Origin of the sequence: Paenibacillus durus ATCC 35681, assembly GCF_000993825.1 — a bacterium.
Classification (GTDB): domain Bacteria; phylum Bacillota; class Bacilli; order Paenibacillales; family Paenibacillaceae; genus Paenibacillus_AQ; species Paenibacillus_AQ durus_B.
Genome location: NZ_CP011114.1, coordinates 1,385,730 through 1,412,102, shown reverse-complemented (window position 1 = coordinate 1,412,102; position 26,373 = coordinate 1,385,730). Strand labels below are relative to the sequence as shown.

Here is a 26,373-nt window from a genome sequence, read left to right as displayed (position 1 = left end):
CGAAAAATTTTATTATTCAAGCTCGAATCAATTTATCAATACATAAAACAGCAAAAATCCGCCGAGACGAAGATAAACTCGCCTGGCGGATTTATTAATTATTCATACGCTTACAGAACTTAATTTTTATTCACATTCTGGTAGCTGGCTGTTCCCCCAAACACGTTGAGGCCGAAATAACCGCTAGTGAACGTGGCGTCGTTTACATCTATGATCGGTGTTGAAGCGCCGTCGAAATACACCTTAATATTCGTCCCGGAGGTCACGATTTTAACATGGTAGGCCGTACCGGAAATAATCGTCGCCGGAACGCCCGCGAGCATCTGACTGGAGGAAAAGCCGCCATTCAGCTTGTAGAACAGCCGCAGCGCCTTGATATTAGGATCGATGTTAAAATAATAACCGCTTGAGCCGTCAGCGTTGGCCCGGAAAATCATCGAACCCGCACCTCCGGCCCGATCCAGCTTCACATCCGCTTCATAAGTAAAGTTGGCGCCGCTTACACCGGAAATGTAATTGCTATCTTTATCGAACGTGCCGGAGACGCCGTCCCCCGTGACCCTCCAGGAGTCCGCGGGCGTACTGTTCCATCCGGTCAAATTTGTCGTAAAAGAGCCCACCTCGACGACCGTCGACGAGGCAATTCCGCCTGTCTGCGTGGTGGCGGTGATGACGGTCCTGCCCTGCGCCACCGCCGTGACGTCCGCGCTGACCGAATCGGCCTGGGCTACCGACGCTACCGCCGGATTGCTGGAGCTCCACACGAGCGTCTTATCGGTTGCCGAGCGCGGAAGCACATCCGCATACAACCGGTAGACAGAGCCTGCCGCCAGTTGAACGCGGGTCTGGTCCATGACGACCTTCTGCGGCGTTGAGCCGGAGGCGGGTTCGGACCGCCAGACATTGTCCAGCGGATAAGCGTTCAGCGAGACAATTTTCACATCGCCGCCGGTGGCATAGAAGCTCAGACCGTTACGGGCCGACCCGGGAAAAATCATATCCGAGAAGACCGCTTTGCCGTCGTTGCCGAATGCCTCGACAGAGGATTGATCGACGTAAATGCGCATCTTGACTCTGCCGTTCTCCAACGGGAGAACCGTACTCTGTACGGGATGGAAATTGGCCGTGAATTCGCTTGCACCTGCGGATGAGCGATCCACGAACATTTCCGACGAACCCGTCTTATAGCCTACGACCGTCTTCTGGCCTCCGCCTTCCCGCAGATGGAAGCCAAATTCGGTAGCCGTGCTGCCTGCCGGCAGCTCCAGCACCGCGTCGATTTCATAGGCCGTGCCTGTGACCGTCGCAAGCGGATTGGCGCTCGCCGGCGTCACAGTGACATTGTTAATCGAGGCGGCCGCGCCCCGGAGTGCATCCATTTCGGCGACAGGCGTCTCCGTCAGCCGGATGCCGGTTCCGGCAATGTCGGTCAGCTTCAGCTCCCGTGGTACGGACATCTGCCCGTTCCATGGAGAGGTCGGGAAGCTGAAAGGATAATCCCAGTTCGACATCCAGCCGATGGAGATTCGGCGCCCGTCGGCCGCAGGGATTCCGTCGAAGGTCATCGCCGCATACATATCCTTCCCCTGCTCAGTCCGCAGCACGGTTGCCGCCGGATTGTCGCTGGTAAAGGTTGTGCCATCAAAGCTGCCGACGAAATACTCCGACGCCGAACCCTGCGTAGCCGGGACTGCCCCGGTGCTCAGTACCAGCACCCATTTCTTGTTCGCTGAGTTGCCGTCAACGGGCAGCTGGAACAGGTCAGGGCATTCCATGATGCCTCCATGCAGATAAGGGCCATACCCGAACGTACTGGCGTACGTCCAATTTAGAAGATTGGTCGATGTATAGAAACGGACATTGTCGTTTCCTGATACCACCATTACCCACTTCGAGTGATCGGCATCCCAGACAACCTTCGGATCGCGGAAATCCCAATTCCCGTTGCTTCCTCCGGGATTTTCCACCACGGGATTGTTCGCGTAATCCGTCCAAGTGCGTCCTTTGTCGCTGCTGTACGCGATGTGAATCTTTTGGTTGCCGTTAGGCTTTTCCGGATTAAATGAGGTGTAATAAGCGATTATGCCGGAGCCGCCGGGGAACAGACCGGAGACATTATTCAAATCCACCACAGCCCCGCCCGACCATGCATCGCCGGCGTCATTTCTTGGAATGGCGAGCGGCAGACGCTTCCAGTGGACCAAATCGGTACTCACCGCATGAGCCCACTCCCCGTCCTGCTGATGAAACATATGATATTCTCCTTGGTAGTAGACCAAGCCGTTCGGGTCGCTCGACCGGTTTCTTGTTTCTGTAAAATGGTACTGCGGCCGGTAGGTTTCGTTGTAATATTGGCTTAAATCCGCAGCATACACATTTTGAAAATAAGCCGTGCCATTGAATGCGTTCAGCCCGATGACGCCGGACGTATAGGCCGAATCGGTCGCGGAAATAACCGGCGTCACCCCGCCGTCCACATAGACCTTGATGCTGGAACCGCTTGCAATAATTTCCACATGATAGACCCGCCCGGTATCAATGCTCATGTTGGCCGTGGCAATCGTGCTTCCCCCGCTGCGGTTGAACAGACGGACACGGTCCAGATTCGGGTCGATGTTCAGCACATATCCCCCGCTTGATGCGGATGCTGCGCGGAACACAAGGCCCGCTGTGCCGTGCGATGCTCCGTTATCGACCGAAAGATCGCCTTCCAGGACAAAGTCGGACATCCCCGCCGCCGCTATATTATAGGTATCCGAGCTTCCCGAACTTGTCCCCTTGAACCCGCCAAGCTGCGGAACCCAGCTGCCGCCGCCTGAAACCGTCCAGCCCTCCAGATTCGTCTTCAAGGTGCTGATTAGAATATTTTGAAATACCGCCGAACCGTTGTATACGCCTATTCCCGTAAAGCCCTGCGTATAAGAAGCGTCCGTGACCGTGAGCAGCGGATTATATCCGGTGGGATTCAAAAAATCATACTGCCAGTATATCTTGATGGAGGAACCCTGGGCCTTGATCCGGACACGATAGACTTTGCCGGTATCCACCTGCGTATCCGCCTGCGCCAGTGTGACATTTCCATCCGTCTTATACAGCCTTAAGCGGTCCAGGTTCGGATCGATTTGCAGTCCGTAAGCCTGCGTCCCGTCCGCATTCGAACGGAATAGCAGCGTTCCCAGGGCGTACGGATCGGTGATCAGCACATCCGATTCATAAGTGAAATTATCCGAGCTTGTGGAAGAGATGGCCCCAATGTTCTGATTGGAAGCGGCCGTACCCTTCCAGCCCTGCGAAGTCAGATTCCATGTACCCGAGGTGTTCCAGCCCGTCACATTCGTATTGAGCACGTTAACGTAGACGTTCTGAAAATAAGCGGTACCGTTATATACATGAAAGCCGGTAAGCCCCGAGCTGTATTTGGTATCGCTTACATTAAATGCCTGCACACTGTCTGCATATACCTTCAGCGAGCTTCCGTCAGCCGCGATCTTCAGATGATAGGAAGTGCCAGTGCTCATCGTCTTGGAAAAAGGCGTATCCAAGTCGGTTCCCGTAGCATAATCGAACAGACGGATGCGGTCCAGGTTCGGGTCCAGGCTGAGCACATAACCTTTCGAACCGTCCGCGCTCGCCCGGAAGACCAGCGAGGCCACGCCATCCGGTGAAGAAGCATCCACTTTCACGTCAGCTTCGTATACGAAGTTCGCTCCCACCGCCGCCGTTGACATATTAAACGCGTTGTCTGACCCCGCACTGACCCCGCGCAGACCGTTCGTCCCATCCTGCGTCCACGTTCCCGACACAGGCAAATAGCCGGGCGTATTGCCCGCCCATCCCGCCGCCAGAGCGGACCCCGGAGAACACAGAACCGATACTCCCAATGCAAGCGCTAACAAAAATGCTGTTAATTTAAATCTTGCTCTTTTCATACATTCGCTCCTTTAATATGAAATGAGCAAGACCGGACGTTCGCCGCCTCGGCCTTGCATTGTTGCCTTATTCTAAACTTGGACAGCATACCTTTCGTATGCAGCCGCCAGAGCGGGCCGTAACGATGGATTACTCCGGGATTAGCGCTCCCTTTACCAGTTCCTCAATTTCCTCGTGAGCGGCCAGTGAAGCGATGGCTCCAAGGCGCGTCGTCGCTAGAGCGCCCCCCGCATTCGCATAGGCCAATGCCTTCCGCAGCTCCCCGTCGCTCCACTCCCAGGCTGGCCGGCCGTTCTCCAGCATAGTGCCGATGAACGCGCCCATGAAGCCGTCTCCGGCTGCGGTCGTGTCTACCGCGACAACCGGATAGGAGGCTGCTCTACCCCCAGCTTTCCGGGTCCGGTAATAGGAACCTTCCGCACCGAGCGTCACAAGCAGAAGCTTCACCGGGAACCGCTCCAGCAGTTCCTCCACCCCGGCCTCCAGCTCGCTTTTTCCGGTGAGAAAGACCAGTTCCTCCTCCGACACCTTGACGACATCCGCCTCCTCAAGACCTTCTTCCATCGCCTTCTTGGCATGAAGGTTATCCTGCCACAACGCCGGGCGCCAATTCGGGTCAAACGTGATCCAGGCGCCCCGTGCTTTGGCCTCCCTGACAGCGGACAATGTGGCGCTGCGGGACGGCTCGGAGGTCATGGAAACCGAACCGAAATGGAACACCTTGGCGCTTCCGAGAAGCGAAGGGTCGATTTCATCGAAGGCAAGACCTTCGTCCGCTCCGGGCTGCCGGCAGAAGTGAAACGACCGCTCCCCGCCTTCGCCAAGATGAACGAAAGCCATCGTCGTATGAGCTTGGTCCGTGAACACGAGGCCTTTGTCGCCGATGCCTTCTTGCTTCAGCGTTTCCTGCAGAAAATGTCCGAAAGGATCATTGCCCACCTTGCCGATAAACGCCGTTCTCTTCCCCAGCCGGGCAAGCGCGGCCAGCACATTCACCGGCGCTCCTCCCGCATTGCGCTCGAACAGCGGATTACCCGCCGGAGAGATGCCTCCAGGTGTGAAATCGATCAAAAATTCGCCAATCGCTACCGCATCGTAAGTCATCATCTAACGCTCCTGTCTATGAGTTAATTTATGGACTTCTTTAACCCTTCACACCCGACATCGTAATGCCCTGGATGTAATAACGTTGAAGGAACAAGAAAATAATCAGAATCGGCACGGTGGAAATTGTGCTCGCCGCGAGAATCTTTGACCAGTCCGTTCCCTGCGACGAGGAGAACGCGGCTATCGCGACCTGAATCATCTGCTTCTTGTCGTCATTGATGACGATCAGCGGCCACAAATAGGAATCCCAGTTGCCGAGGAACGTCATCAGTCCCAGCGTGATCATAGGCGGTACAGCCGCAGGCAGAACAATTCGGAGAAAGGTACGCGGCATGGACGCTCCGTCGATTTTTGCAGCCTCCAGAATTTCGTCCGGAACCTCCGCGAAGAACTGCCGCAGCAGGAAAATGCCGAATACGGACAGCATCGAAGGAATTATCAATGCTTTGTAGGAATCAAGCCAGCCGAAGTTATGCATAAGCAGATAGTTAGGCACGAGCGTTACTTCCCCGGGAATAATCATGGCTGACATGAACAGAGCGAACACCACTCCCTTGCCCCGGAAACGCAGCTTGGCAAAAGCGAAAGCCGACATGGCATTGATCAGCAGCACCAGCACCGTAACGATGGAAGCCACAAATAGCGTGTTGCCGATGTAGGTTAGGAACGGATTGCGTTCATTGAAAATAACATCTTTAAAGTTCTGCAGCGTAGGATGCACCGGAACGAACAAATGGATATTGAAGCTGTTGGAGTATTTGAACAATTCCGCATAGGGGCGGGACGCCCCCGATATCATCCAGAAGATCGGAATGATCGACACAATGGCAAGGATGATCATTATGGTATATTTGAAGAAGCTTGCAATACGGCTCATCTCTTTCCCTCCTAGTAATCCTGATTCCGGAACAGTCTCATTTGCACCAGCGAAATGACGAGTACAATCGCGAACAGAATGAACGCCGCCGCCGTTCCATATCCCATTTGCATTTGCTTAAATGCCATTTGATAAATATAGAAGACTGCGGTTTCGGTCGCTCCGTTCGGCCCGCCGTTGGTAAGAACGAATACCAGACCGGAAATCTTGATCGCGTCAATGGTCGTAATGATGACTACAAAAGCCGTCGTGCGGTTAAGCAGCGGAAGCGTAATCCGGAAGAACTGCTGAAGCTTGCTTGCGCCGTCAACTCTAGCCGCTTCGTATAAATCCGTGGGAATATTATTCAGTCCCGCCAGGAAAATGATCATGAAGAACCCGACGGCTTTCCACATGCCGAGCATGATAACACCGTTCATCGCCGTGTCCGGATTGGACAGAAAATTCGTCGTCGGCAAATGCACAAGCTCCAGGAAATTGTTCAAAAGGCCGTATTCCTTGTTGTAGATCAGTTTAAAGACCGTCGCGGCCACCGCCGTCGAGACAACAACCGGAATAAAGTAGATCGTTCGGAACAGGCCGGTTGTGGCCACCTTTTTCTGGATCAGCAGCGCCATCCCAAGCGAAATACTGGTCTGAATCGGAATGACGATAACTGCAAAATAGAACGAATGTCTAAGGCTGGCGAGGAATGATTGATCCGTCATCAGCATCCGGTAATTGTCCAGACCGACAAAGCTTCGGGTACCGCCGACCAGATTATAATTTTGAAAGCTGATAATGAATGCCTGCAGCATAGGGTAGAACACGAAGATCATCAGCAGGGCGAATGAAGGAAGCACGAACCACCATGCGGTCATCTCTTCGCCATTCAAAAAGGAACTCCAGCGTTTCTTCGGTAAAGTATTTGCCCCAGGAGGTTTAGTGGCTGTTGTGGTGCTTGACATATGTTACCTCATCTCCAATCCTTCCGCCGCTTCGGGTCCGCTGTCCGCGGCTTGCAGGGAAGCATTCCCGTGCGGCGGATTATTTTTATAATGGCTACGGCTTGTAAACGAATACGCTGAGCACGGAAAAGACTTTGCCGTCCGGAGTCCGCGCCTTGATCTCCGCTTGCCCTTCCTTGACTCCCTTGACGACGGCTGCCGTTCCTCCGTCGCTCAGAACCTTCGCGACCGTCTCGTCGGACGATTCCCAGACCAGCTTCTGCGTCGCGGTATACGGCAGCACCGCCGCGATTGCCTGCGCGCTGCCGCCGGCCGGAATATCCAGGCTGCTCTTGTCCAGCACCACCCTCAGCGGAGCCGTTCCATCCGGCGCTTCGTCCCGCCATACGGACTTCATCGGATACAGCGTTGCGCTTTCCAGTTTGGCGCTGCCTTTGGAGAGATACAGCTCCAGGCCGCTGCTCGTGGCGCTCGGGAAGATAATGCTGGAGATTACCGTGGTGCCGTCTCCCGAGAACACTTCCAGCGTGGATTCGTCCACATAGAGGCGCAGCTTGACGGTCCCGTTCTCCAGCTTCAGCGGAGCTTTCACCTTCTCGGCAAAGCCCGGCTCAAACGAGCTGTCTCCCGATTTGCTTCGGTCGACCGTCAAGGTGGAGGAAGCGGCGCTATAGGAAATGACCGTCTCCTGTCTCCCTCCCTTTCTTACCTTGATGCCAAATTCCGCATCGGTTCCGACACTAAAGGCCGTGTCCAGCTCATACGATGTACCGAGCAGCGAAGAGAAAGGGTTGGTTCCCTTGGCCAGCTCCTGCGCCGGTATCTCCACAGGCTTGCCGCGAAGAGCGTCCAGTTCCTTGGCCGGCTGCTGCGCAAGCCTTAAGCCTTCTCCCGGAACTTCCTTGAGCGTCAGGACGCGCGGCACGGACATATTGCCTTTCCAGCGATCTGTCGGCATATTGAAGGGATAGCGCCAGTTGGACATCCAGCCTGTATAAATCCTCCGGCCATCGCTTTCGGGAATGTCGGAGTAAGAGACGGCGGCGTAGAAATCCTTCCCGTAATCGGTCCAGAGTACTTTAGAAGGATCGTTCTCATTCGTGAAGTTCTTGCCGTCAAATGAACCGACGAAATACTGGGCGGTGGAGCCTTTGGTCGCTGCGTTGTTGCCGATGCTCACGGCCAGCACCCACTTCTTCTCCTTCGTGCCTTCAACCGGAAGCTCGAACAGGTCCGGGCATTCCCATACCGCGGCATGCGAACCCTGATCCGCTCCGAACTCGCCGGTCATCTCCCATTTTTTCAGATCAGGCGAGGAATAGAACCTGACTTTGTTATCCACAGAGACGACCATCGTCCATGATTTGGAAGGTTCATACCAGAACACCTTCGGGTCTCTGAAATCCTTGAGGCCGGGGTTCGGGATGACGGGATTCCCTTCATACTTGGTCCATGTCCGGCCTTTGTCGGAGCTGTAGGCGATACTCTGCGACTGCAATCCGCCCTTGAAATGGGTGAATATTGCAACCAGGCCCGGCTTGCCGTTAAAAAAACCGCTCGTATCCTTCCAATCCACCACCGCGCTGCCCGACCAAATCTCTCCAAGCGAATCGCGCAGCAACGCTGCCGGCAGATGCTGCCAATGAATGAGATCCGTGCTGACCGCATGCCCCCACTGTCCAGTGTTCTGATAGAACTGGTGATACTCCCCCTCGAAAAAGACCATTCCGTTCGGATCGCTCAAATTGCCCGTTTCCGGGGACAAATGATACTGCGGCCGATACAGCTCGGTGTAATACTTCGGGTCCTGGCTGAATTTGAAAGGCGCCGGCGTCACTTCATTTGGCGTGCTTTCACGTTCCGCCTCTCCGCCCTTGGATGATCCTCCCTTTTCGCACCCCGACACCGCCATAACCAGAGCCAGAGCCATCAGGCATAACAGCTTATTTGTTTTTCCGCTCATGCCGTCTTCTCCAATCTTGGGTTCAAAATATAAGCTTCTCCTTCTACGATTTCATTGTAGACGACCGGCGGACTTAAAAATTTCAATATCATCGGATATTGACTTGCAATTTTTTGACCCGCTGTCCGGACGGTTGTCCAGCTTGCGCCAAGCCCTGAACAGACGGCAAAAAGCCGTTTCAGGCAACACAAAAACCGCACCCCGGCGGTTCATCCGCATAGGGTACGGCTCTATTGATTATAGCAAAGCAGCGGTCTTATAGAAGTGTTGAATAACGGCTCACCGACTGCTTAATAAATATTCTTCTCGGTATTCCTTCGGGCTTTTGCCGCATGCCTTCTTGAAGACTGTGCTGAAATAACTGGAGCTGGAATAGCCGACAAGCATCGCGATATCGGTCAGCTTCAGTTCGTTCTCCTTCAGGAGCTGCTGGGCTTTTGCGATGCGCAGTCCCGTGACATAGTCGCTGAAGGTGACTCCCACATGCTGCTTGAACAGGCCCGACAAATACGTTTCGTTCAAGTGGAACATATCCGCCAGGGAGGACAGATTCAGCTCGTAGCAGAAGTTCTCCTCCACATATTGGCGGACGGCCTCCACGATATGCTGGCCGCTGGAGAAGCGCGTCTTCTTAACCTCTTCCATAACAAGCCCAGCCAGTTCGTCAATCTGCCCCATAATGCCTTCCCTGGATTGGTAATCCGATATGGTCATTTGGCAGTTCCATAAATATTTTTGCAGCGAGGAGTCGCCAAGCTCGAACTTCTTAGCCACCGAGCTGAACAGCAGCAGCATCCGAAGGGCCAGGAATGTAAAAGCAAAGACCGGCGTATCCCGTTCCGTGGAAAAAACGGTTTGCAGCTGACGGCGGAACGCCGGCATATCGAGATTTTCGATGGCCTGAACCAGCCTGCGCTCCATTTCGGGCGTAAAAGCATTCGTCAGCTCCAGCAGCCCGGTCTGCCCGCTCTCCTTGTGCTCATGCACAGTGCTCCGGCTCCAAGCCAGCATACAGGAGGCGTAGCCGTTCTTTAGGGCTTCCCATCCCTCCGCCTTCTCTCCGATTCCCGCCACACTATCCACATTCAGATATTCGGAGATATTCCGCTTCAGCTCGGCGACGAATTTCTCCGCGCTGTTCTCTGGCCGGCCGTCCTCCACCACGATCAGAAAATACATCATCGAGGAATGCGCAATCTCCGGAAAAGGATAGATACCTTCCCGCCGCGAAGCCGTCTCCCTGCACAGCATCTGGAAGGCGAGGTTCATCAGGTCCCTGCGTTCCCGGCTCACACCGAGTCTGTCCGGAGGAACCCGCATCTCCACTGCGGCAAAACGGGCTTTAAAGCCGTCCGCAGCCAAAGGAGCAAGCTGAAGCTGCTGCAGCCGTTCCTTAACGGCCGAAAGACTATACCATTCGTCTTTAACGAGCTGCAGCAAATAGTGCTCCTGCAGCATAAGCAATTGTTCATTCTTCTGATGCCGCTCCCGTTCCGAAACGCGGAGCCGCTCCTGCTCCGAGCGAATGTCCTCGGCGAGTCTGCGGAGCATCTCGGTCAGCTCTCCCCGGGCGACGGGCTTCAGCAGGTAGTCTTTGACGCCAAGCTGAATGGCCGCTTTTAAATATTCGAAATCCGAATAGCCCGACAGTACAGCCGCTCGCAGTCCTGGATAGCGTTCCTTACATATCGAAATTAGCTCAATGCCGTTCATCTTCGGCATACGAATATCGGAGAGCAGGACCTGGGGAAGCGGCCCCTTTTCCAGCAGTTCAAGCGCTTCGCCGCCGCTGGATGCTTCATACATAATTTGAAAACCGGCTTCTTCCCAGTTAATCTTCGCTTTGATGCTGTCACGGATGCCCTTCTCGTCATCGACCAGCATAATGGTATACATAAGCTTTCAACTCCTCACCGGCGGCAGCTTGAGTGTAATGGCCGTGCCCCCGCCTTCCTCCGATTCAATCGAAATCTCGAACAAGTCTCCGTAATAAAGACGGCAGCGTGATAGCGTGTTCCTGAGGCCAATGCTATTTCCTTTATCGTTTAATATTCCAACTCCGCTCCGCAGCTCCGTATCCGCAAGTATGCCTGAGATCATATCCTGCGGCATGCCGATTCCGTTATCCTTGACCGTCAGCCACAGGCGGTTGTCACGCAGTTCCGAGGACACGGCCACTTCGGCGGCTTCACCTTTTTCGAGACTGTATTTCACCGCATTCTCAACAATCGGCTGAAGAATAAATTTCGCGATATGAAGGGATTCCGCCTCAGGATCGCTGTGGATGGAGAATATCAATTTATCCTGGTGCCGAAGCTTCTGAATGAGCAAATAGTCGCGGATATAGCCTATTTCTTCGCTCACCTTCACCAAATCGCTGTCCAGATCAAGCGAATATCTCATCATTTTGGCCAGAGCTTCCGTCGCATCCATGACCAGGTCTTCCCGTTTCATCGCTGCCAGACCGCCGATAATTTCCAGCGTATTGTTAAAAAAATGCGGATTGATCTGCAGCAGCAGCGCTTTGTATTCGGCATTCTTGCGCCTCAAATCCGTCTCGAATTCCGTCTCGATCAAATATTTCAGCCGATGGGTCATCTGCTCAAAGACGCTGGCTACATAATGCACTTCACTCCGCCGTGTGCGGACTTTGGGCATATGCTCTAAGGCAAGGTCGAACCGCCCGTGCTTGACGTGCCTCATCGCCTGCGCCATGGCGCTCAGCGGCTTCGTAATCCCGATCGACAGCCATAGGGCGACGGCGATGACAAGCACCAGCAGACCCAGGCTTCCCAGCAGAAGCGTCTGCTTGATTTGAGTGATCTTCGCGTACAGCTCGGCTTTGGGCACTTCACCGATAATAATCCAGTTCTGTGCAGGAAGCTTGCGGTAGAACAGCAGATAATCCGTATCCTTCTTCCGCAGTGGAATGATTCCGCTGATTTGTCCGGCGGAATGCGCCTTCACATAAGCCAATCCCTCGCTGAGCACCTGCCTGCTGCCGCCGAGGTCCTGATTAAGCACGCCGGTTCCCTCCTCGGTCAGCAAAAAGGCTCTTCCGCTGCTGCCGAACCGGATTTTGTCAATATCGTCCCGCAGCAGGCTGGTCGGAAAGTTGATCTTGAGAACCCCGATATTATTCAACGACTGAAGCTGAACGAGGGGAACGACAAGGCTGTTCACCTCGCTCTGCCGCATGCTCTCATCAATCTGGTCGCGATCTCTGTGGGCTCCGGTCCATCGGATATTGTAGCGTCTATACTGCTTGTACCAATCACTTTCCAGATAGCTTTTATCCTGTGTCCAGATTCCCCCTCCGACTTCCTTAAAGGCCGAGACGGAGATGATATTGGAGTTGTTGACGGTGTAGGATGAGAAGAAATTCCTCAATTGCTGCGTCGCCAGGTATCTCTCTCCGATGGAGCTTCCACCGTTCAAAGTGGTCGTAATCCACTGCTGGGTAAACGGACTGCTGAGCACCTGTTTCCCGGTATCCTCAATCTGCATGAGCAGCGTATCGGCATGAGAGGCAAACTGGCCGATCGTCTGCAGCGTAGAGGTCTCGATAGAAGATTGGATCACATTGGCGGACTCCCTGCTAAAAATGAACACTACCGCAGTAAAAGGAATGATCAGCAAAATGGAAAAGGACAGCATTAATCGGCTGCGCAGCGAGTACAACATACATTCCAGCTCCTCCCGAAGACCCCATCATCGCTTTCTAGCCGATAAACATTAATCAGTATATTCTTTTATTGATGAAAAAGGAATGCGGACTTCTTACATTCTCCATTCCGCCAAAGAGACGGCCGATTGCTCGGCCGCCTCTTTCCGTAACTATTCTTATCTAGCACCGATGGCAAAGCTTATTTTTGCGGCAGATCGGCATAAGCCTTGTCGATTTTAGTGATGGTATCGGCGACGGCAGCATCAACGTTCCGTCCGCTGATCGTCACTTCTTCAATCATCTTGTTAACCGCTTCGGACATTTGCGGGAAGATCGGCGTAATCGGACGCGGTCTGCCGTATTTTTGGTTCTGTACAACAAAGATGTTCTTCGGATATTCATTGAGTTCCGGGAATTGCTTGGCTACCGAGTAGCGGGCCGGAATATCTTTGGTAATCGAGCAGTAAGTCTTCGAGCCCTCCGCTCCTGTTACGTAGTTGACGAACTGCCAAGCGGCCTCAGGGTTCTTGCTCTTCGCGGAGACGGCCAGCGCCCAGCTTCCGTTCGCAACGGCCTGCTGCGTTTCTTTAGGCAGCGGAGCGATGTCATAATCGACGCCCAGCTTGAAGTTCGGGAACTTCTCGGCATAATTGCCCAGCGACCACGAGCCGTCGATGGTCATTGCCAGCTGATTGTTAGGGAACGGGTCTGGCGGGTATTCCAGCGAGGATACCTTGGACTTGTTATACAGATCCGAGAAGAATTGCAGCGCCTTCTTCGTTTCCGGTTTATCCAGATAGCCTTTGGCGGTCGTTCCGTCCGGGCTCATGATATCTCCCCCGAATTGCCAGATGATCGGGTATTTGAAGTATGCCGTTCCGCCCGCGTTGCCGAAGCCCATGGCAGGGTCGATACCGTACACGCCGCCTGCCGGATCGTTCAGCTTCTTGGCAGCGTCAAGCACCTGATCCCAGGTAATCGGCTCATCCGGATTTTTGGATGGAAGCGGAATGCCCTTGGCTTCAAACATCTTCTTGTTGTAGAACAAGGCGATCGATGATTCGGTCAGCGGCGCCATGTAAATCTCGTTCTTGTAAGTATAAGTTTTGATGGTGGACTCTGGAATATCTTCCAGATTGCCGTCCTTTTTAAAGTATTCCGTCAGCGGTTGCAGAGCGCCAGCCTGCGCGTAGGAAGCCATGTTCGGCGCGTCGATGGCCAGAATATCCGGCGGGTTCCCCGAAGCGATGGACGTTCTGAGCTTCGTATCGTAATCCGCGTACGGGATCGGGCTCATCTCCACTTTGATGTCGGGATGGCTCTCATTGAAGGAAGCCACCAATTTATCGTACGCCGAGTTCTCGGCATCGTTACCTGAGTTTCTCCAGAAGGTGAGCGTTACCTTCTCGCTCTTTGTCCCGGAAGAATCCCCCTCCGCCGAGCTGTTGCCCCCTCCGCTATTTCCGCATCCGGCCAGCAGGCCGGCGATAAGCAGTGTGCTTAAAGCCAATTTTGTTTTCTTTTTCAATTCTGTCCTCCCCTTTCTGTTATTGAATACCCTTACATTGCAATCATAGCAGACCCTTTTCGGCATAAAATTCATTATTTTCTGTTACGTGTTTCTAAAATGTTCAGGAAGGAGCCGTAAACCTGGGTGCCCCGTTATTGTCTTGTTGCTATATATGAAAGACAGTCAGGAAGTCATCCGGTCGCTCAGTGAACGGTTCGAAATCTATATTACCACTGCTGCGATGGAGTTCCCAAGCTCGTTTACCGCAAAATATGAATGGCTGAGAGAACACTTTGATTTTCTAAGCGATATGAACCCGGGAGCTTATAGATTACAAAAGGGATGCTGCCCGGACCGTTATCTCGGCCTAAGTGGGTAACATCCCTTTTACTTTGCCCGCTCAGTTCTTGGCGCAAACTTCTGCTGATGCTCCTAGCGGCTCTGACCGATGAGAGACCTGCAGCGGCGTCCGCCTTGCAGTGAATGAATCGCCTTAAGCGGCAACTATCGGCTTGCGCGCTAAACTCCCTCCGGGAACAGCGCGTCCCGTGCGGGACAAGGCTGGCGTTCCAGAAACTGCTCCAGCTGTGCAGGCATCGGATGATAAATATCCTTCAGCGAAGTCCCATTGTATATATTGCCGATAATGACCGGATGGCACAGCTCGGAAATCAAAATATCGCCGTTGCCGTGCAGGTGCAGCTGCTTCTTGCCTTCAATGCAGTGGGAAAAATAAACGCCCGGCTGCTCCCGGAAGCCGAGTTCCTCCATAAAACGATCCATACAGGTGAAGTACAGCACGGTATCTTCCTTTTTATTGGCAATCAAATCGTTGACCGCCTGTTTCAGCGCCTCCCGGGCCGCAATCGCTTTCCAGCCGCTGTGATCCATAATGATGCTGTTCTGAATTTCATGCGTGCGGACGCCAAGGGAATAGACATGCTCGCTGATTTCCCGCATATGGTGCTCGGTCTCGCTGAACAGCAGCGTTTCCAGCACCGTATCCACTTCCGTCTTCGCGAACAGAGCGATATTCTCGCGAATTTTCTTGTACACATCAGGATGGATGTTGTAATACCGTGAGAACTCGTCTGCCGAAGTAAAATTAAACGAGATATGTATCGTCGTAAGTCCCGCAAGGGCCAGCTTGTCGATCCGCGTTCCGCTCAGCAGGCTGGCGTTGGAATTAAGCTGCGTCTGGATGCCTCTCGATGCGCAGTAAGCGACAACCTCCAGACAATCGTCAAATTTCAGCGTGACCTCGCCGCCGGACAGGCGGACTCTTTTTAAAGAAGGAAGCTCTTCAAGAATGCGGATAATCTCTTTCCCCTCAAGGCTCTGCCCGTCATTCCGGTTGTATGCGCAGCAGTAGTCGCAGCGAAAATTGCAGTTCGAGGTAACGCCAATTTCCAGCCCCTCCAGCTCCCAGGTTAGCGGTTTGGTAAGCTCCAGTGATTTGTAAGTCATGCTCTTATGTCCTCCCGAGAAGTAATTGCGGGCTGTGCCCGATACTTTGAACCTAGTGATTATAGCGGTTTACACCCCCGGAATATGTGATTTTTGTAGCTTCCGCATGTTTTTGAGCGATTCGTGATCAGACGCACAATCTTCCGATGCGTGTCATGTATAGTAAAACTATGAAAAGCCACCGCGTATCCTGAAACTTTTCAAAATTTGATTCTAATCCTCTTTTTTGAACGGCTGCCCGTATACAATGAATTTGCTGGTCAACCAATCAATCCACAGGAGGTCATATCATATGATTGCAAATCTCAAGATCGCGGATAACACGTACTGGGTCGGAAAAATAGACGACCGTGAAGTTCCGTTCCACCGTCTCGTGCTGGCAAAGGGTACAACTTACAATTCCTATTTGTTAAAAACGGGCAAGCCGACTGTCATCGACACCGTCGATATGGAGTTCGGACGCGAATACGCGGAACATCTCGCCGAAATAATCGATCCGCTCGACATTCATTATATTGTGATCAACCATACCGAACCCGACCACTCCGGCGGACTGGCCGCGCTGGCGGGAAAAGCCGTCAATGCCGTCATCGTCTGCACAGAAATCGCCGTGCCGGAGCTGCAGGAAATGTACAAGCTTCACAACCGGAACTTCCTTGTCGTTAAAGACGGAGACACGCTGGACATCGGCGGCAAGACGCTGCTGTTCAAAGAAACGCCGTACCTGCATACAGCCGAAACAATGATCACCTACTGCGCCGAGGACAAAATATTGTTCCCATGCGATATTTTCAGCACACATGTCGCGGCGAAGCGGCTGTTCGCCGACGAAGCCGGCTTTGACATTACCGAAGATTTCAAGGGGTATTACAGCGCCATTATTCATCCGCATCGCAGATATGTAAGAACGCTGATCGAAGCGGTCAAAGACCTTGAGATTGAAATGATCGCCCCTTCCCACGGATTCGTCATCCGTCAGGATGTGCGGAAATATATCGGTCTGTACGCCGAACTGAGCCGGGAAACGACTCAAGGGAAAAAGGCCGCCATCGTCTACACGACGATCAAGAACAATACCCGGAAAATGGCTAAAATCATTCAGGATTCCCTCTTGGAAAATGGAATCGAGACTACGGTCTGGGATGCCGACAAAGCGGATGCGGCGGATATTCTGGACAGCATCTCGGCTGCCGATGCCGTCTTTATCGGAAGCTCAACCCGGTATGCGGATATGATCGGAAATCTGGAGCCGATTTTGCAGCAGATGCAAACGATGAACCTTGAAGGCAAGCTGGCAGCCGCCTTCGGCTCATACGGATGGAGCGGAGAAGCGATCGAGGTCATCCAAGACTATCTGGACGGGACGAACATGAGCGTGCAGAGCACCTCGAAGGTAATCAAGACGACTGGTATGACGCATGTAGAATTCCCGGTTAGAGTCCGCTTTTCTCCCAAAGAGCCCGAGAAAGAGCAGAAAATTAGACATGCGGCGGAATTCGTCTCGGACCTGCTGCTGAGCGCACTATAGAGAGGAGGAGCACACATGGCGAAGCCATATCTCATTATCGGCGGCGGAGCAGCTGCCGTCCAAGCGGCAAAAGCGATCCGGGACCGCGACGATGAAGCAGAAATCATCATTCTCGGCGAAGAGAATCATCTTCCTTACAACCGGATCAAGCTGACCAAAGGCCTGTTCACCGATCTGCACAGTGAAAAGGTGCTAATCAAAAAGGAAAAATGGTATCTCGCAAACCGGATCACTCTATATACTTCCGCGCGCGCCGTGACTCTTCGTCCGGAGCTCCGTCAAATCGAGACCGAAGACGGCAGAACATGGGAATACCACAAGCTGCTTCTGTGCATGGGAGCGCGGAACCGCGCGCTTCCGGTTCCGGGAGCCGAACTCCGCGGGGTTCGTACAATCCGAGACATGAAGGATGCCGATGCGCTCAAGTCCGCCCTCGCAAGCGGCAACCGCGTCGCCGTGGTCGGCGGAGGCGTTCAAGGCCTGGAAACGGCATGGGCGCTGCATGAAGCCGGTTATACCGTAACCATCGTCGAAGCCGCTCCCCGTCTGATGGGCCGCCAACTGGACCGTCATTCCTCGGAACTCCTCCAGTCGCATCTGGAGCGTTCCGGCGTGGCAGTCCGACTGCAAGCTGGTGTTACCGCTATCGAGGGAACGGAACTAGTTCAGGGAATTAGGCTGGACGACGGTTCCCGGATTCCCTGCGATCATGTCGTCTATTCGATCGGAATCCAGCCAAACACAGCCCTCGTCAAAGATACAGCCATTCAGGTCCGGTCCGGCATCGTTGTTAACGATCGCTTGGAGACCAGCGTACCCGGCATATATGCCGCCGGAGACGTAGCGGAGCTGGACGGTCATGTGGAGGGGCTATGGGGCGGAGCACTCGAACAGGGCCGCACGGCGGGAAACAATATGGCGGCTGAAGACTCCGAAGTCTACAGCAAAGCGGTGCCAGTCACATTATTTAACGCCTTCGGCGTCTCGCTGTTCTCCATCGGCACGGTTGATGAAGGCCAGTGCGACCTCACGCTATCCGGCGAAGATAACGGGGTTTACACGGTAATCTATGTGAAAGGAAACACAATAATCGGCGCCGTGTCCTGGGATGGCGCAGCCGCTTCACTCATTTATAAAGAAGCCATCGAGCGAAAAATCGGGCTTGAAAGCATCAGTCCTGACGGTACGGACATCGTCACTGTCATGAACGAAGTGAAGTCACGGCTGCGCGGAACGGCATCCGACGCCTGACCGGATATGCGAGAGCAGCATGGGAAGTCTGACCGGTAAATCCGGCATACATCAAATGAACCTTGAGGAGATGAGCATGATGAAAAAATATATCTGCGAGCCCTGCGGCTACGTCTACGATCCGGCAATTGGCGATCCCGACGAGGATGTCGCTCCGGGAACTGCTTTTGAAGATCTTCCGGACGACTGGGTCTGCCCCGTCTGCGGTGAGGATAAAGACCACTTCGCCCCGGTCGACGGAGTGTAAGAATTGTAGGAAGGTTTCAATAGGAAGCGGAGACCGGCCGCCAAATCGTATTACAGGGAGAGATGACCGATGACCGAGTATTCATGCCAATACGCCGCTGAGCCCTGCACCCGAAAGGTACCGATCTTTGCTTCGCTGACCGATGAAGATTTGTCCCGAATCAGCGCCATGATCAAGCACCGTAAATATGCTAAGGGACAGCCGCTGGTTCTGGAGGAGGAAGCTTCGGATACGCTCTTTATTATTCGCCGGGGACATGTAAAATTGTCCAAGATGACTCCCCAGGGCAAGGAGCAGATTCTGCGCATTCTGACGGCAGGCGAATTTTTCGGCGAGCTTAGCATTTTTGGCGGCGGAGAGCTCAGCAACTTCAGCGCTTACGCGCTGCAGGACACCGACATCTGCAGGCTGACCCGGGCCGATATGGAGACGATCATTACCGCGAATCCGGATATATCGCTCCGGCTGCTGAAAGCCGTTACCCAGCGTCTCGCCCATACGGAAAATTTGGCGCAGAGCCTCGCAACCAAAGATCCAGAAATTCGGATTGCCCATATGATTCTGGAGCTTGGCGTCAAATACGGCAAGCCCCGGGAGGGGAGCCTGGATATTCAGCTTCCCCTATCCCGGGAAGAAATGGCCAATTATGTCGGCGTAACCCGGGAGACGATCAGCAGGAAATTCGCCCGGTTCGAGGATCTGAAGCTGATTAAGCTGATCGGCAACAAGCGGATGGTCCTGAAAGATCCGGCTGGCCTGGAGAAGTATTTGGATTGAACTCTCCCCTCCCTAAGCTATATGCATAATCGTATACAACAAGCGGCAAAAGCAAGGAGCTATCCCTAAGTCCCTTTAAGCGGACTTGGAACAGCTCCTTGTTACTTTATCTAACCTATCCGCCCAATTCCACCGACTTGTTCATTTCGCTCCATGCCGCCTGGCCGATCAGTCCGAGCCGCCAAATAGCGATGCCCTTCAGGTCGTAGCGCTTCGCAAGGCCAATCTTCGTGTTAACGGAGCTTTCATTCTCGCTTGCCAGCGAAATGCCAAGCACCAGCTTGTCCTTCGTCGTCTGCTTCAGGGCCAGCCGGATCGCTTCATCCACTTTATCCGTCGGCTCGGGACGCTTCTGATCCTCGTATGCGTAAGCCATAATGACAAGCTCATCGGCCAAAGACGCCAGCGTCTTGTAGTCATAGCCCGCAAAGGAGCTATTAATTGGATGCAGGGCAATGCCTACTTTAAGTCCCTGGGCGCGGGCTTTGCCCGATACATTTTTGACGAATGCGTTGTAATCCGTGCGCGCCTTTGCTTTGTCGCCGGTCAATCCGAGACCTTCCAGATCCAGCATAATGCCTTTGAAGCCTGTCTGAACGGCGGTATCGACAATCTTCCCTACTGTCTGATCTTGAAGGCTCTTATCCTCCAGGTTCTTCGTCAGCTCCAGCTTATCATCGCCCGAATAAACCATGAGGTATGGCGTCTTCCCGTCAGCGGCGGCATTCTGCACGATGGATTCAGGCGTTACGTTCCCGGCAGCCTGCGGCAAATAAAAGTCCGCGCCCGCAGTGGTAAATTGCCCATCCTTGTCAATCCGGCTCCAGCCAAAAGCGACATCATCAAATCCCGGCAGCAGCGCATATTCGCTGTAGGAAGAAATCGCATAGAAACCGAGCGTATACATCTTCTTCTTCGGCGAAGTGATCGCTACCGTCTTCGCAGACTGGGTCCACGACACCGCCGCGCCAAACTGCTGGCTGAAGAAACTCAGCGGAATCATCGTCGTTCCGCGCACCGTCTGCGGCGCTACCGCCAGTTTCACAGCCGATCCGTTTACCAGCGCGGTCTTGCTGCCGAGCGTCAGAATCACCTGCTTGCTGCCTGATTCTTCATCGCCCACAGCAGTGATTTTCTTAGCGCTCTGATTCCACTTCACCGTAATGCCAAGCGCTTCCGAAATGGCCCGGAAGGGTACCATCGTCGTACCGTTCATTACCACCGGCTCCACCGGAAAAGGCAGCGGATAACCGTCCAGTATAATGCTTACGCCGCCTGCGGCCGATACGGTCTGAGGCGCAGCAGCAGGCACGCTTCCCAGCAGCAGCGCCCCGCAGAGCAGAAGTCTTCCCCAATGCTTCATTTACTATGTCTCCTGTTCTCTCAAAAATATGATTCATGTCTATGAATGCCCATCTCTTTTAACGCTGCCGGCAGGCCATAGGTTGCTCTAATCAGCGGCAACTCTATTAATTTTACCAATAATTGATAGATTGTTCCAGTAATCATAGATTCAGCCGAGACAACGCAAAAAACCAAACGGCAGCTGGATACCGCTTGGCTTGAAACCTGATTATGCAGGCTTGTATTCCGGAAATACGCCATTTTAAATGAACTGCTGCAGACGATCATTGCTCTTCGTCACCTTCCCATGGCAGGCTCCACACCCCGGACCACTTCACCCACCTGCTCCAAAATGCTTTCCATGGAAGAGTGATCATTCACATCATACTCATCAATATTGAGCCGTAGCACCGGACAAGCGTCAAATTCGTCGATCCAAGCCGAATACCGGCTGTACATTTTCTCCCAATACGAGCGGTCGGTCTGAACTTCCATTTCGCGTCCCCGCTCCTTAATTCGCGCCAGAATAGACGGAAGCTTGCCCTCTAGATAAATCAACACGTTCGGATGGGGGAAGTACGGCGTCATCACCATCGCTTCATAAAGACTAGTGTACGTGGCATAATCCGTGGACGACATCGTCCCCTGATCCGCATGCATTTTGGCAAAAATACCGGTGTCCTCGTAGATGGAACGGTCCTGAACAAAGCCTCCGCCCAGCTCGAACATCCTCTTCTGCTCCTTGAAGCGCTCGCCGAGAAAGTAAATTTGCAGATGAAAGCTCCATCGTTCAAAATCGTCGTAAAATTTCTCAAGATACGGGTTGTGTTCGACCTGCTCCAGCGACGTCCGAAAGCCGAGACGCTCGGCCAGGGCGGATGTCAGGGTGGATTTGCCGACGCCGACGGTGCCCGCCACCGTAATCAGCGCATTTTCCGGGATATGATATGGATTCATTGCACAAGCTCCTTTACTTGGGTGGAAAAACAACCAGACCATTGTATCACGCCCGCCGGATCGGCGCATAAAAATTTAATTGGTTCGAAACCTTTTGCCCTTACCCGCGTCTAACCATCGACTATTTTCAACTATTTTCCATTTTCGCGTACAGGGAGGAGATTATTCATGAAAAAATGGCTGGCCGGTCTCGGACTGGTTCTTGGCATCGTACTATCCGTACAAGGAGCCGCCCTGGCGGAAGATGCAGGGATAAGCATCGCCGAATTTGGGCCAAGCTCGCTGATCAAAAGCGATGGCAGCTACTGGGTGTGGGGGTATAAACAATCCGTTCCCACCCCGCTGGTCGGACTGGGCAAGATTAAAGCTGATTTGGGCAGCGGCATCGTACAGAAGACGGACGGTTCATTTTTGGCTATTTAGCAGAAATACCCGAACTATGGCGCTCGAAACCCGGCAGATTGAGGGCCTGAACCATCCGGTTAAAATCGTAAAAAGCAGCGGAAATGAAGCCTTCGCCGTGAATGCGGACGGGTCCGTATACCACGCGGCCAAGGACGATAACGGGTATCCTGATCTGACTAGCTTCTCTCCCGTCTCCGGCATCAGTCAAGTAACAGATGCAGATGGATACGATGAACGCGCAAGAAGAGAAGACAGACAGTACTATACTTTCTTGAAGAGCGACGGAACGGTATGGAGGGCTGATAAAGACCTTTCCTCCTTTGAACAAATGCCGAACCTCAGCGGCGTTGCCGAAATCGAGGGAAGCACAGCGCTCAAGCAGGACGGAACGGTCTGGACCTGGCCGACCGAGTTTGACAGCGATCAGCTGCCTGTAAGTCCGCCCACTGCGTCGGCGATCCCGGAACTTGCCGGTATCCGGTCGATTGAGATCGGCTGGATGACTAATTTAGCTATCGACAGCCAATCCCGTCTCTGGTTCTGGGGCTCGACCGTTACCGGGTTTTCCGACGGAACAACGCTGCACCAGCAGGATAAGCCCGTATTGCTGACCGGGATCAGCGATGTTAAGGAAGCTTGTATAACAGAGCGGTCCCTGATTGCGTTGACCCTTTCCGGCAAGCTGTACGCGGCGTCCATCGACCGGGAAGCTATGCCCGCGAACGCGGAGTTTGCTCTGCTAGACTCCGGTGTCAAGACCATCAGAAACGGCGGCCGCCATATCATCATGCAGAAGACGGACGGCAGTCTGTGGGGCTGGGGCGTGAACAAAAACGCCGATCAGGGCACCGGTGATTACGAATTCATGCATCCTAAGCCGGTTGCGATGCAAAAACCGATTAGCGTCTCGTTGAACGGCGAGGCTGTCGCCATGAACAATGGGGTCATCACCAAAGACGGCCAGAACTTCGTCCCGCTTCGCTCCGTATTCGAAAAATTGGGCGCCGTTGTCGCCTATAAGGAAACCTCGGGGCAAAAGATGGTGACCATCACCCGCCAGAATGGCGATCAAAAGACAGTCATCCAGGTAAACGCCAAGACCGGAGCGACCTCCGTTAACGGTGCCGAGGTAAAGCTGGCGAATAATCCCTTCAATGTCAGCGGCACGGTCTATCTTCCGCTCCGCTTCATCAGCGAGAAGCTGGGCGCGACGGTAGAGTGGCTTCCTGCGGAAGAGCGGATCGCCATTACGATGAAATAGCCCCTCTATCGATAGCCTTCTTGTCTGCGGCATTCGAAACCATCACCGGTTTCGGATGCCTTTTTGTATGTAAAATCAGCTGCTTCTATAAGCAACGGCATCGAGCATGCATAAACAGGTCGGATTCACGAAATCCGTAGTCGTCGTCATTCGTGCAGGAAAATGATCCTTCTTAAAATATTTATAAAATACATCCTTCGCCGCGCTGAAATCCTTAATATTTTTGAGGTACAGATTGATCTGCACAATATCATCAAATGCCGCTCCGGCCGATTCCAAGGTAGCCGCCAGACTGTCAAAGCTGGCTTGCATTTGGTATACAATATCATCTGATTCATGCCCGCCAGCGTGATGCGAAAGATAAATAAAGCCCCCTGCCGATACGTAAGATGAGCAAGTATCATCTCCATAATGCGATGACGTTCTGATAATCATCCAAAACATCCCTTTCCGGTGGAAAATAATTACTTACAGCCATCATACCAAACGTGCGTTCGTAAATCAATCTTTATTCCCACATGAAAAAAGACAGCCGCCAGGCTGCCTTTTTCACTAACAAAGATATTGAATTAGCGTGCTATATTTCTTCGCGAGACTTACGACAACCGGCCGCTGTAATCCTCATAGCCGAAGGTCCGGATCACCTTAATGCCTTCTTCTTCGTTGTAGGACACGATAGATGGCAGGTTAACGCCGTTGAACATATGGTTCTTGACCATCGTGTAATGCGCCATGTCGAGGAATACGAGACGGTCACCGGCCTTAAGCGGCTGTTTGAACGAATAGTCACCAATGACGTCGCCTGCGAGGCAGGTCAGTCCGCCAAGGCGGTACGTATGCTCATACTCGCCCGGCTGCCCCGCACCGATGATGTTCGGCCGGTAAGGCATGGCCAGCACATCGGGCATGTGGCATTCCGCCGAGGTATCGAGAATGGCGATTTCCATGCCGTTCTTGACTACGTCCAGCACCGTCGCCACCAGGTACCCGGTATTCAGGGCGATCGCTTCGCCCGGCTCCAGGTAGATTTGGACGTTGTATTTTTCCTTCATATACAGAATGCAGCGGATGAGCGTCTCCACATCGTAATCCGGGCGTGTAATATGATGCCCTCCGCCGAAGTTGAGCCACTTCATGCCCTTCAGATAAGGCCCGAATTTCTCATCCACGACCTTGATCGTCCGCTCCAGCGTATCGGAGTTCTGCTCGCACATCGTATGGAAATGCAGGCCCTCGATGCCGTCCAGCTCCTCCGGCCGGAAGTTATCCAGCGTCACGCCCAACCGGGAGTTGTTATAGCAAGGATCATACAGCGGAATCTCGATTTCGGAATACTCCGGATTGACGCGGATGCCGCAGCTGATGTGCTTCGGAGCGCTTTGCACCTTATCCTTGTACCGTTGCCACTGGTCGAAGGAATTAAAAACAAGATGATCGCTGTACTTCATCAGCTCGTCGAATTCCGAGTCCACATACGCCGGAGCGTAGGCGTGAACTTCTTTGCCCATTTTCTCATAGCCAAGACGGGCTTCGAATAAGGAACTGGATGTGACGCCTTTCAGATATTTCCCTACGAGCGGGTAGAGAGCGTGCATGGAGAAGCCTTTTTGGGCCAGCAGAATATGCGCGCCCGTGCGCTCCTGAACGGAGTTCAGCAGCTCAAGATTTTTGACAAGAAGTCTTTCGTCTACAACATAACTTGGTGAAGGAACCGCGCTGTAATTAATCTCTTTCATCGGTTCTTCCTAATCCAGCAGCGTCGGCGAGAAATCTTCCTGCCACGGCAATCCTTTAGTGTTAAGCAACTCCATGAACGGGTCCGGGTCAAGCTCTTCCACGTTATATACGCCCGGTTTCATCCAAGTACCCTTGATCATCAGCATAGCGCCGATCATGGCCGGTACGCCCGTCGTGTAGGAAATGGCCTGGGAACCGACTTCACGGTAGCACTCCTGATGGTCGCACACGTTGTAGACATAGTAATTCTTCGGCTGGCCGTCTTTCGTGCCTTGGGCGATGATGCCGATGTTCGTCTTGCCTTTCGTTCTCGGTCCGAGCGATGCCGGGTCCGGCAGAACCGCCTTCAGGAACTGAAGCGGAATGATCTCTTTGCCTTCGAACAGGATCGGCTCGATGGAAGTCATGCCGACGTTCTCAAGCACCTTCAGGTGCGTCAGGTAGTTTTGGGAGAAGGTCATCCAGAAGCGGATTTTCTTGATTCCCGGAATATTTTTGGCCAGGGATTCCAGCTCTTCATGATACAGCAGGTAAATGTCCTTCGGTCCGATTTCCGGCAGGTCGTATACCTTCTTCTCGGAAAGCGGCGGCGTCTCGATCCATTCGCCGTTCTCGTAGTAGCGTCCGTTGGCGGTGATTTCGCGGATATTGATCTCCGGGTTGAAGTTGGTCGCGAAAGGATAGCCGTGATCGCCCGCGTTGGCGTCAACAATATCGATCGTGTGAATTTCGTCAAAATAGTGCTTCAGCGCATAGGCCGAGAATACGCCGGTTACGCCCGGGTCAAAGCCGCAGCCCAGCACAGCCATAATGCCGGCTTCTTCGAACTTCTTCTTGTACGCCCACTGCCAGCTGTATTCGAATTTCGCCGTTTCCGGCGGTTCGTAGTTCGCGGTGTCCAGATAATGCACGCCCGTTGCAAGGCAGGCATCCATAATGGTCAGATCCTGATAAGGAAGCGCGACGTTAATAACGACGTCCGGACCAAAGCTTTTGATGAGCTGGATAACCTCGTCGGTATTGTCTGCGTCAACCTGGGCCGTCTGAATTTTCGTGCGGCCTCCGTCCAATTTATTTTTCAAAGCTTCACATTTCTCGACTGTTCTGCTCGCAATACAGATCTCCTCAAAAACATCCGGGTTCTGGCAGCATTTATGAACAACAACGCTTGCGACGCCGCCAGCGCCGATAATTAACGCTTTTCCCAAAATGAATGACCTCCTTAAAGTTTTGTGGTGAAACAGCTTCTTTGATTATCCTCAGCAAAACTCGCTTCGAAAGCATACGCTTATGAAAAATCAACAACGCTGATTATACATAACCTACCGTAAATAATCAATAAAAATCGACGAATACCGTGAAGAATTTACACAAATAATAATAATGCTTGAAAATCCT

22 protein-coding genes are annotated in these 26,373 nt (G+C 53.1%); 7 read left to right on the top strand and 15 right to left on the bottom strand.

Annotated elements, in window-relative coordinates; translation table 11 throughout:
* Nucleotides 1–119: 119 nt before the first annotated feature.
* From VK70_RS06305 to VK70_RS06270, 8 genes are all read right to left on the bottom strand, one after another.
* Nucleotides 120–3,929, bottom strand: coding sequence for a GH32 C-terminal domain-containing protein (locus tag VK70_RS06305; RefSeq protein WP_025697766.1), 3,810 nt, complete (start codon nucleotides 3,927–3,929; stop codon nucleotides 120–122).
* Nucleotides 3,930–4,059: 130 nt separating this feature from the next.
* The gene (locus VK70_RS06300; RefSeq protein ID WP_233277774.1) at nucleotides 4,060–5,037 is read right to left on the bottom strand and encodes a carbohydrate kinase family protein; all 978 of its coding nucleotides are present in this window, start codon (nucleotides 5,035–5,037) and stop codon (nucleotides 4,060–4,062) included.
* Between the two features lie 37 nt (nucleotides 5,038–5,074).
* Nucleotides 5,075–5,914, bottom strand: a complete 840-nt coding sequence (locus VK70_RS06295; RefSeq protein WP_025697770.1) for a carbohydrate ABC transporter permease — start codon at nucleotides 5,912–5,914, stop codon at nucleotides 5,075–5,077.
* Between the two features lie 11 nt (nucleotides 5,915–5,925).
* A complete protein-coding gene (locus VK70_RS06290; RefSeq protein ID WP_025697773.1) occupies nucleotides 5,926–6,789 on the bottom strand; it encodes a carbohydrate ABC transporter permease in 864 nt (287 codons plus the stop codon).
* Nucleotides 6,790–6,955: 166 nt separating this feature from the next.
* Complete coding sequence (locus VK70_RS06285) at nucleotides 6,956–8,824, bottom strand: GH32 C-terminal domain-containing protein (RefSeq protein WP_046722995.1); 1,869 nt, start codon at nucleotides 8,822–8,824, stop codon at nucleotides 6,956–6,958.
* Nucleotides 8,825–9,103: 279 nt separating this feature from the next.
* Nucleotides 9,104–10,720 carry a response regulator transcription factor gene (locus VK70_RS06280; RefSeq protein ID WP_025695375.1) on the bottom strand — a complete coding sequence of 539 codons (1,617 nt, stop codon included), beginning with the start codon at nucleotides 10,718–10,720 and terminating at the stop codon, nucleotides 9,104–9,106.
* Between the two features lie 6 nt (nucleotides 10,721–10,726).
* Nucleotides 10,727–12,508, bottom strand: coding sequence for a sensor histidine kinase (locus tag VK70_RS06275; protein ID WP_025695376.1), 1,782 nt, complete (start codon nucleotides 12,506–12,508; stop codon nucleotides 10,727–10,729).
* A gap of 182 nt (nucleotides 12,509–12,690) precedes the next feature.
* The gene (locus tag VK70_RS06270; protein WP_025695377.1) at nucleotides 12,691–14,019 is read right to left on the bottom strand and encodes an ABC transporter substrate-binding protein; all 1,329 of its coding nucleotides are present in this window, start codon (nucleotides 14,017–14,019) and stop codon (nucleotides 12,691–12,693) included.
* Between the two features lie 154 nt (nucleotides 14,020–14,173).
* Between VK70_RS06270 and VK70_RS27055 the strand changes: the two genes are divergently transcribed.
* A complete protein-coding gene (locus VK70_RS27055) occupies nucleotides 14,174–14,380 on the top strand; it encodes a 5' nucleotidase, NT5C type (RefSeq protein WP_144415189.1) in 207 nt (68 codons plus the stop codon).
* Nucleotides 14,381–14,520: 140 nt separating this feature from the next.
* On the opposite strand, the gene VK70_RS06265 is transcribed toward VK70_RS27055, so the two are convergent.
* Entirely contained in the window at nucleotides 14,521–15,468 is a 948-nt protein-coding gene (locus VK70_RS06265) for a radical SAM protein (RefSeq protein WP_025695378.1), read from the bottom strand.
* 292 nt (nucleotides 15,469–15,760) lie between these two features.
* Between VK70_RS06265 and VK70_RS06260 the strand changes: the two genes are divergently transcribed.
* The 4 genes from VK70_RS06260 to VK70_RS06245 all read left to right on the top strand — a co-directional run bounded on the left by VK70_RS06260 (nucleotide 15,761) and on the right by VK70_RS06245 (nucleotide 19,271).
* Nucleotides 15,761–16,996 carry an FprA family A-type flavoprotein gene (locus VK70_RS06260; RefSeq protein ID WP_046722992.1) on the top strand — a complete coding sequence of 412 codons (1,236 nt, stop codon included), beginning with the start codon at nucleotides 15,761–15,763 and terminating at the stop codon, nucleotides 16,994–16,996.
* Nucleotides 16,997–17,011: 15 nt separating this feature from the next.
* Nucleotides 17,012–18,247: an NAD(P)/FAD-dependent oxidoreductase gene (locus tag VK70_RS06255; RefSeq protein ID WP_046722989.1), complete on the top strand. Its 1,236-nt coding sequence runs from the start codon at nucleotides 17,012–17,014 to the stop codon at nucleotides 18,245–18,247.
* A gap of 79 nt (nucleotides 18,248–18,326) precedes the next feature.
* Nucleotides 18,327–18,494, top strand: coding sequence for a rubredoxin (gene rd, locus VK70_RS06250; protein ID WP_025695543.1), 168 nt, complete (start codon nucleotides 18,327–18,329; stop codon nucleotides 18,492–18,494).
* A 69-nt stretch (nucleotides 18,495–18,563) separates the two neighbouring features.
* Entirely contained in the window at nucleotides 18,564–19,271 is a 708-nt protein-coding gene (locus VK70_RS06245; protein ID WP_025695544.1) for a Crp/Fnr family transcriptional regulator, read from the top strand.
* A 115-nt stretch (nucleotides 19,272–19,386) separates the two neighbouring features.
* On the opposite strand, the gene VK70_RS06240 is transcribed toward VK70_RS06245, so the two are convergent.
* Genes VK70_RS06240 through VK70_RS06230 form a run of 3 tightly spaced genes read right to left on the bottom strand, consistent with a single transcriptional unit; the run spans nucleotide 19,387 to nucleotide 21,572 of the window.
* Nucleotides 19,387–20,634 (bottom strand): stalk domain-containing protein, encoded by a 1,248-nt coding sequence (locus tag VK70_RS06240; RefSeq protein WP_025695545.1) that lies wholly within the window; start codon nucleotides 20,632–20,634, stop codon nucleotides 19,387–19,389.
* 20 nt (nucleotides 20,635–20,654) lie between these two features.
* Nucleotides 20,655–20,903 carry a hypothetical protein gene (locus VK70_RS06235; protein WP_025695546.1) on the bottom strand — a complete coding sequence of 83 codons (249 nt, stop codon included), beginning with the start codon at nucleotides 20,901–20,903 and terminating at the stop codon, nucleotides 20,655–20,657.
* 9 nt (nucleotides 20,904–20,912) lie between these two features.
* Nucleotides 20,913–21,572 carry a deoxynucleoside kinase gene (locus VK70_RS06230; protein WP_025695547.1) on the bottom strand — a complete coding sequence of 220 codons (660 nt, stop codon included), beginning with the start codon at nucleotides 21,570–21,572 and terminating at the stop codon, nucleotides 20,913–20,915.
* A 168-nt stretch (nucleotides 21,573–21,740) separates the two neighbouring features.
* Between VK70_RS06230 and VK70_RS28235 the strand changes: the two genes are divergently transcribed.
* Nucleotides 21,741–21,995: a hypothetical protein gene (locus VK70_RS28235; protein ID WP_025695548.1), complete on the top strand. Its 255-nt coding sequence runs from the start codon at nucleotides 21,741–21,743 to the stop codon at nucleotides 21,993–21,995.
* Between the two features lie 16 nt (nucleotides 21,996–22,011).
* On the top strand, nucleotides 22,012–23,238 hold the full coding sequence (locus VK70_RS06225) for a stalk domain-containing protein (protein WP_052755984.1): 1,227 nt from the start codon (nucleotides 22,012–22,014) through the stop codon (nucleotides 23,236–23,238).
* A gap of 75 nt (nucleotides 23,239–23,313) precedes the next feature.
* Here the strand turns inward: VK70_RS06225 and VK70_RS06220 are convergent, their stop codons facing one another.
* The 3 genes from VK70_RS06220 to VK70_RS06210 all read right to left on the bottom strand — a co-directional run bounded on the left by VK70_RS06220 (nucleotide 23,314) and on the right by VK70_RS06210 (nucleotide 26,183).
* Nucleotides 23,314–23,673 (bottom strand): RidA family protein, encoded by a 360-nt coding sequence (locus VK70_RS06220; protein ID WP_025695176.1) that lies wholly within the window; start codon nucleotides 23,671–23,673, stop codon nucleotides 23,314–23,316.
* A 161-nt stretch (nucleotides 23,674–23,834) separates the two neighbouring features.
* Nucleotides 23,835–24,974 carry a carboxynorspermidine decarboxylase gene (nspC, locus tag VK70_RS06215; RefSeq protein ID WP_025695177.1) on the bottom strand — a complete coding sequence of 380 codons (1,140 nt, stop codon included), beginning with the start codon at nucleotides 24,972–24,974 and terminating at the stop codon, nucleotides 23,835–23,837.
* A 9-nt stretch (nucleotides 24,975–24,983) separates the two neighbouring features.
* A complete protein-coding gene (locus tag VK70_RS06210; protein ID WP_025695178.1) occupies nucleotides 24,984–26,183 on the bottom strand; it encodes a saccharopine dehydrogenase family protein in 1,200 nt (399 codons plus the stop codon).
* Nucleotides 26,184–26,373 lie beyond the last annotated feature (190 nt).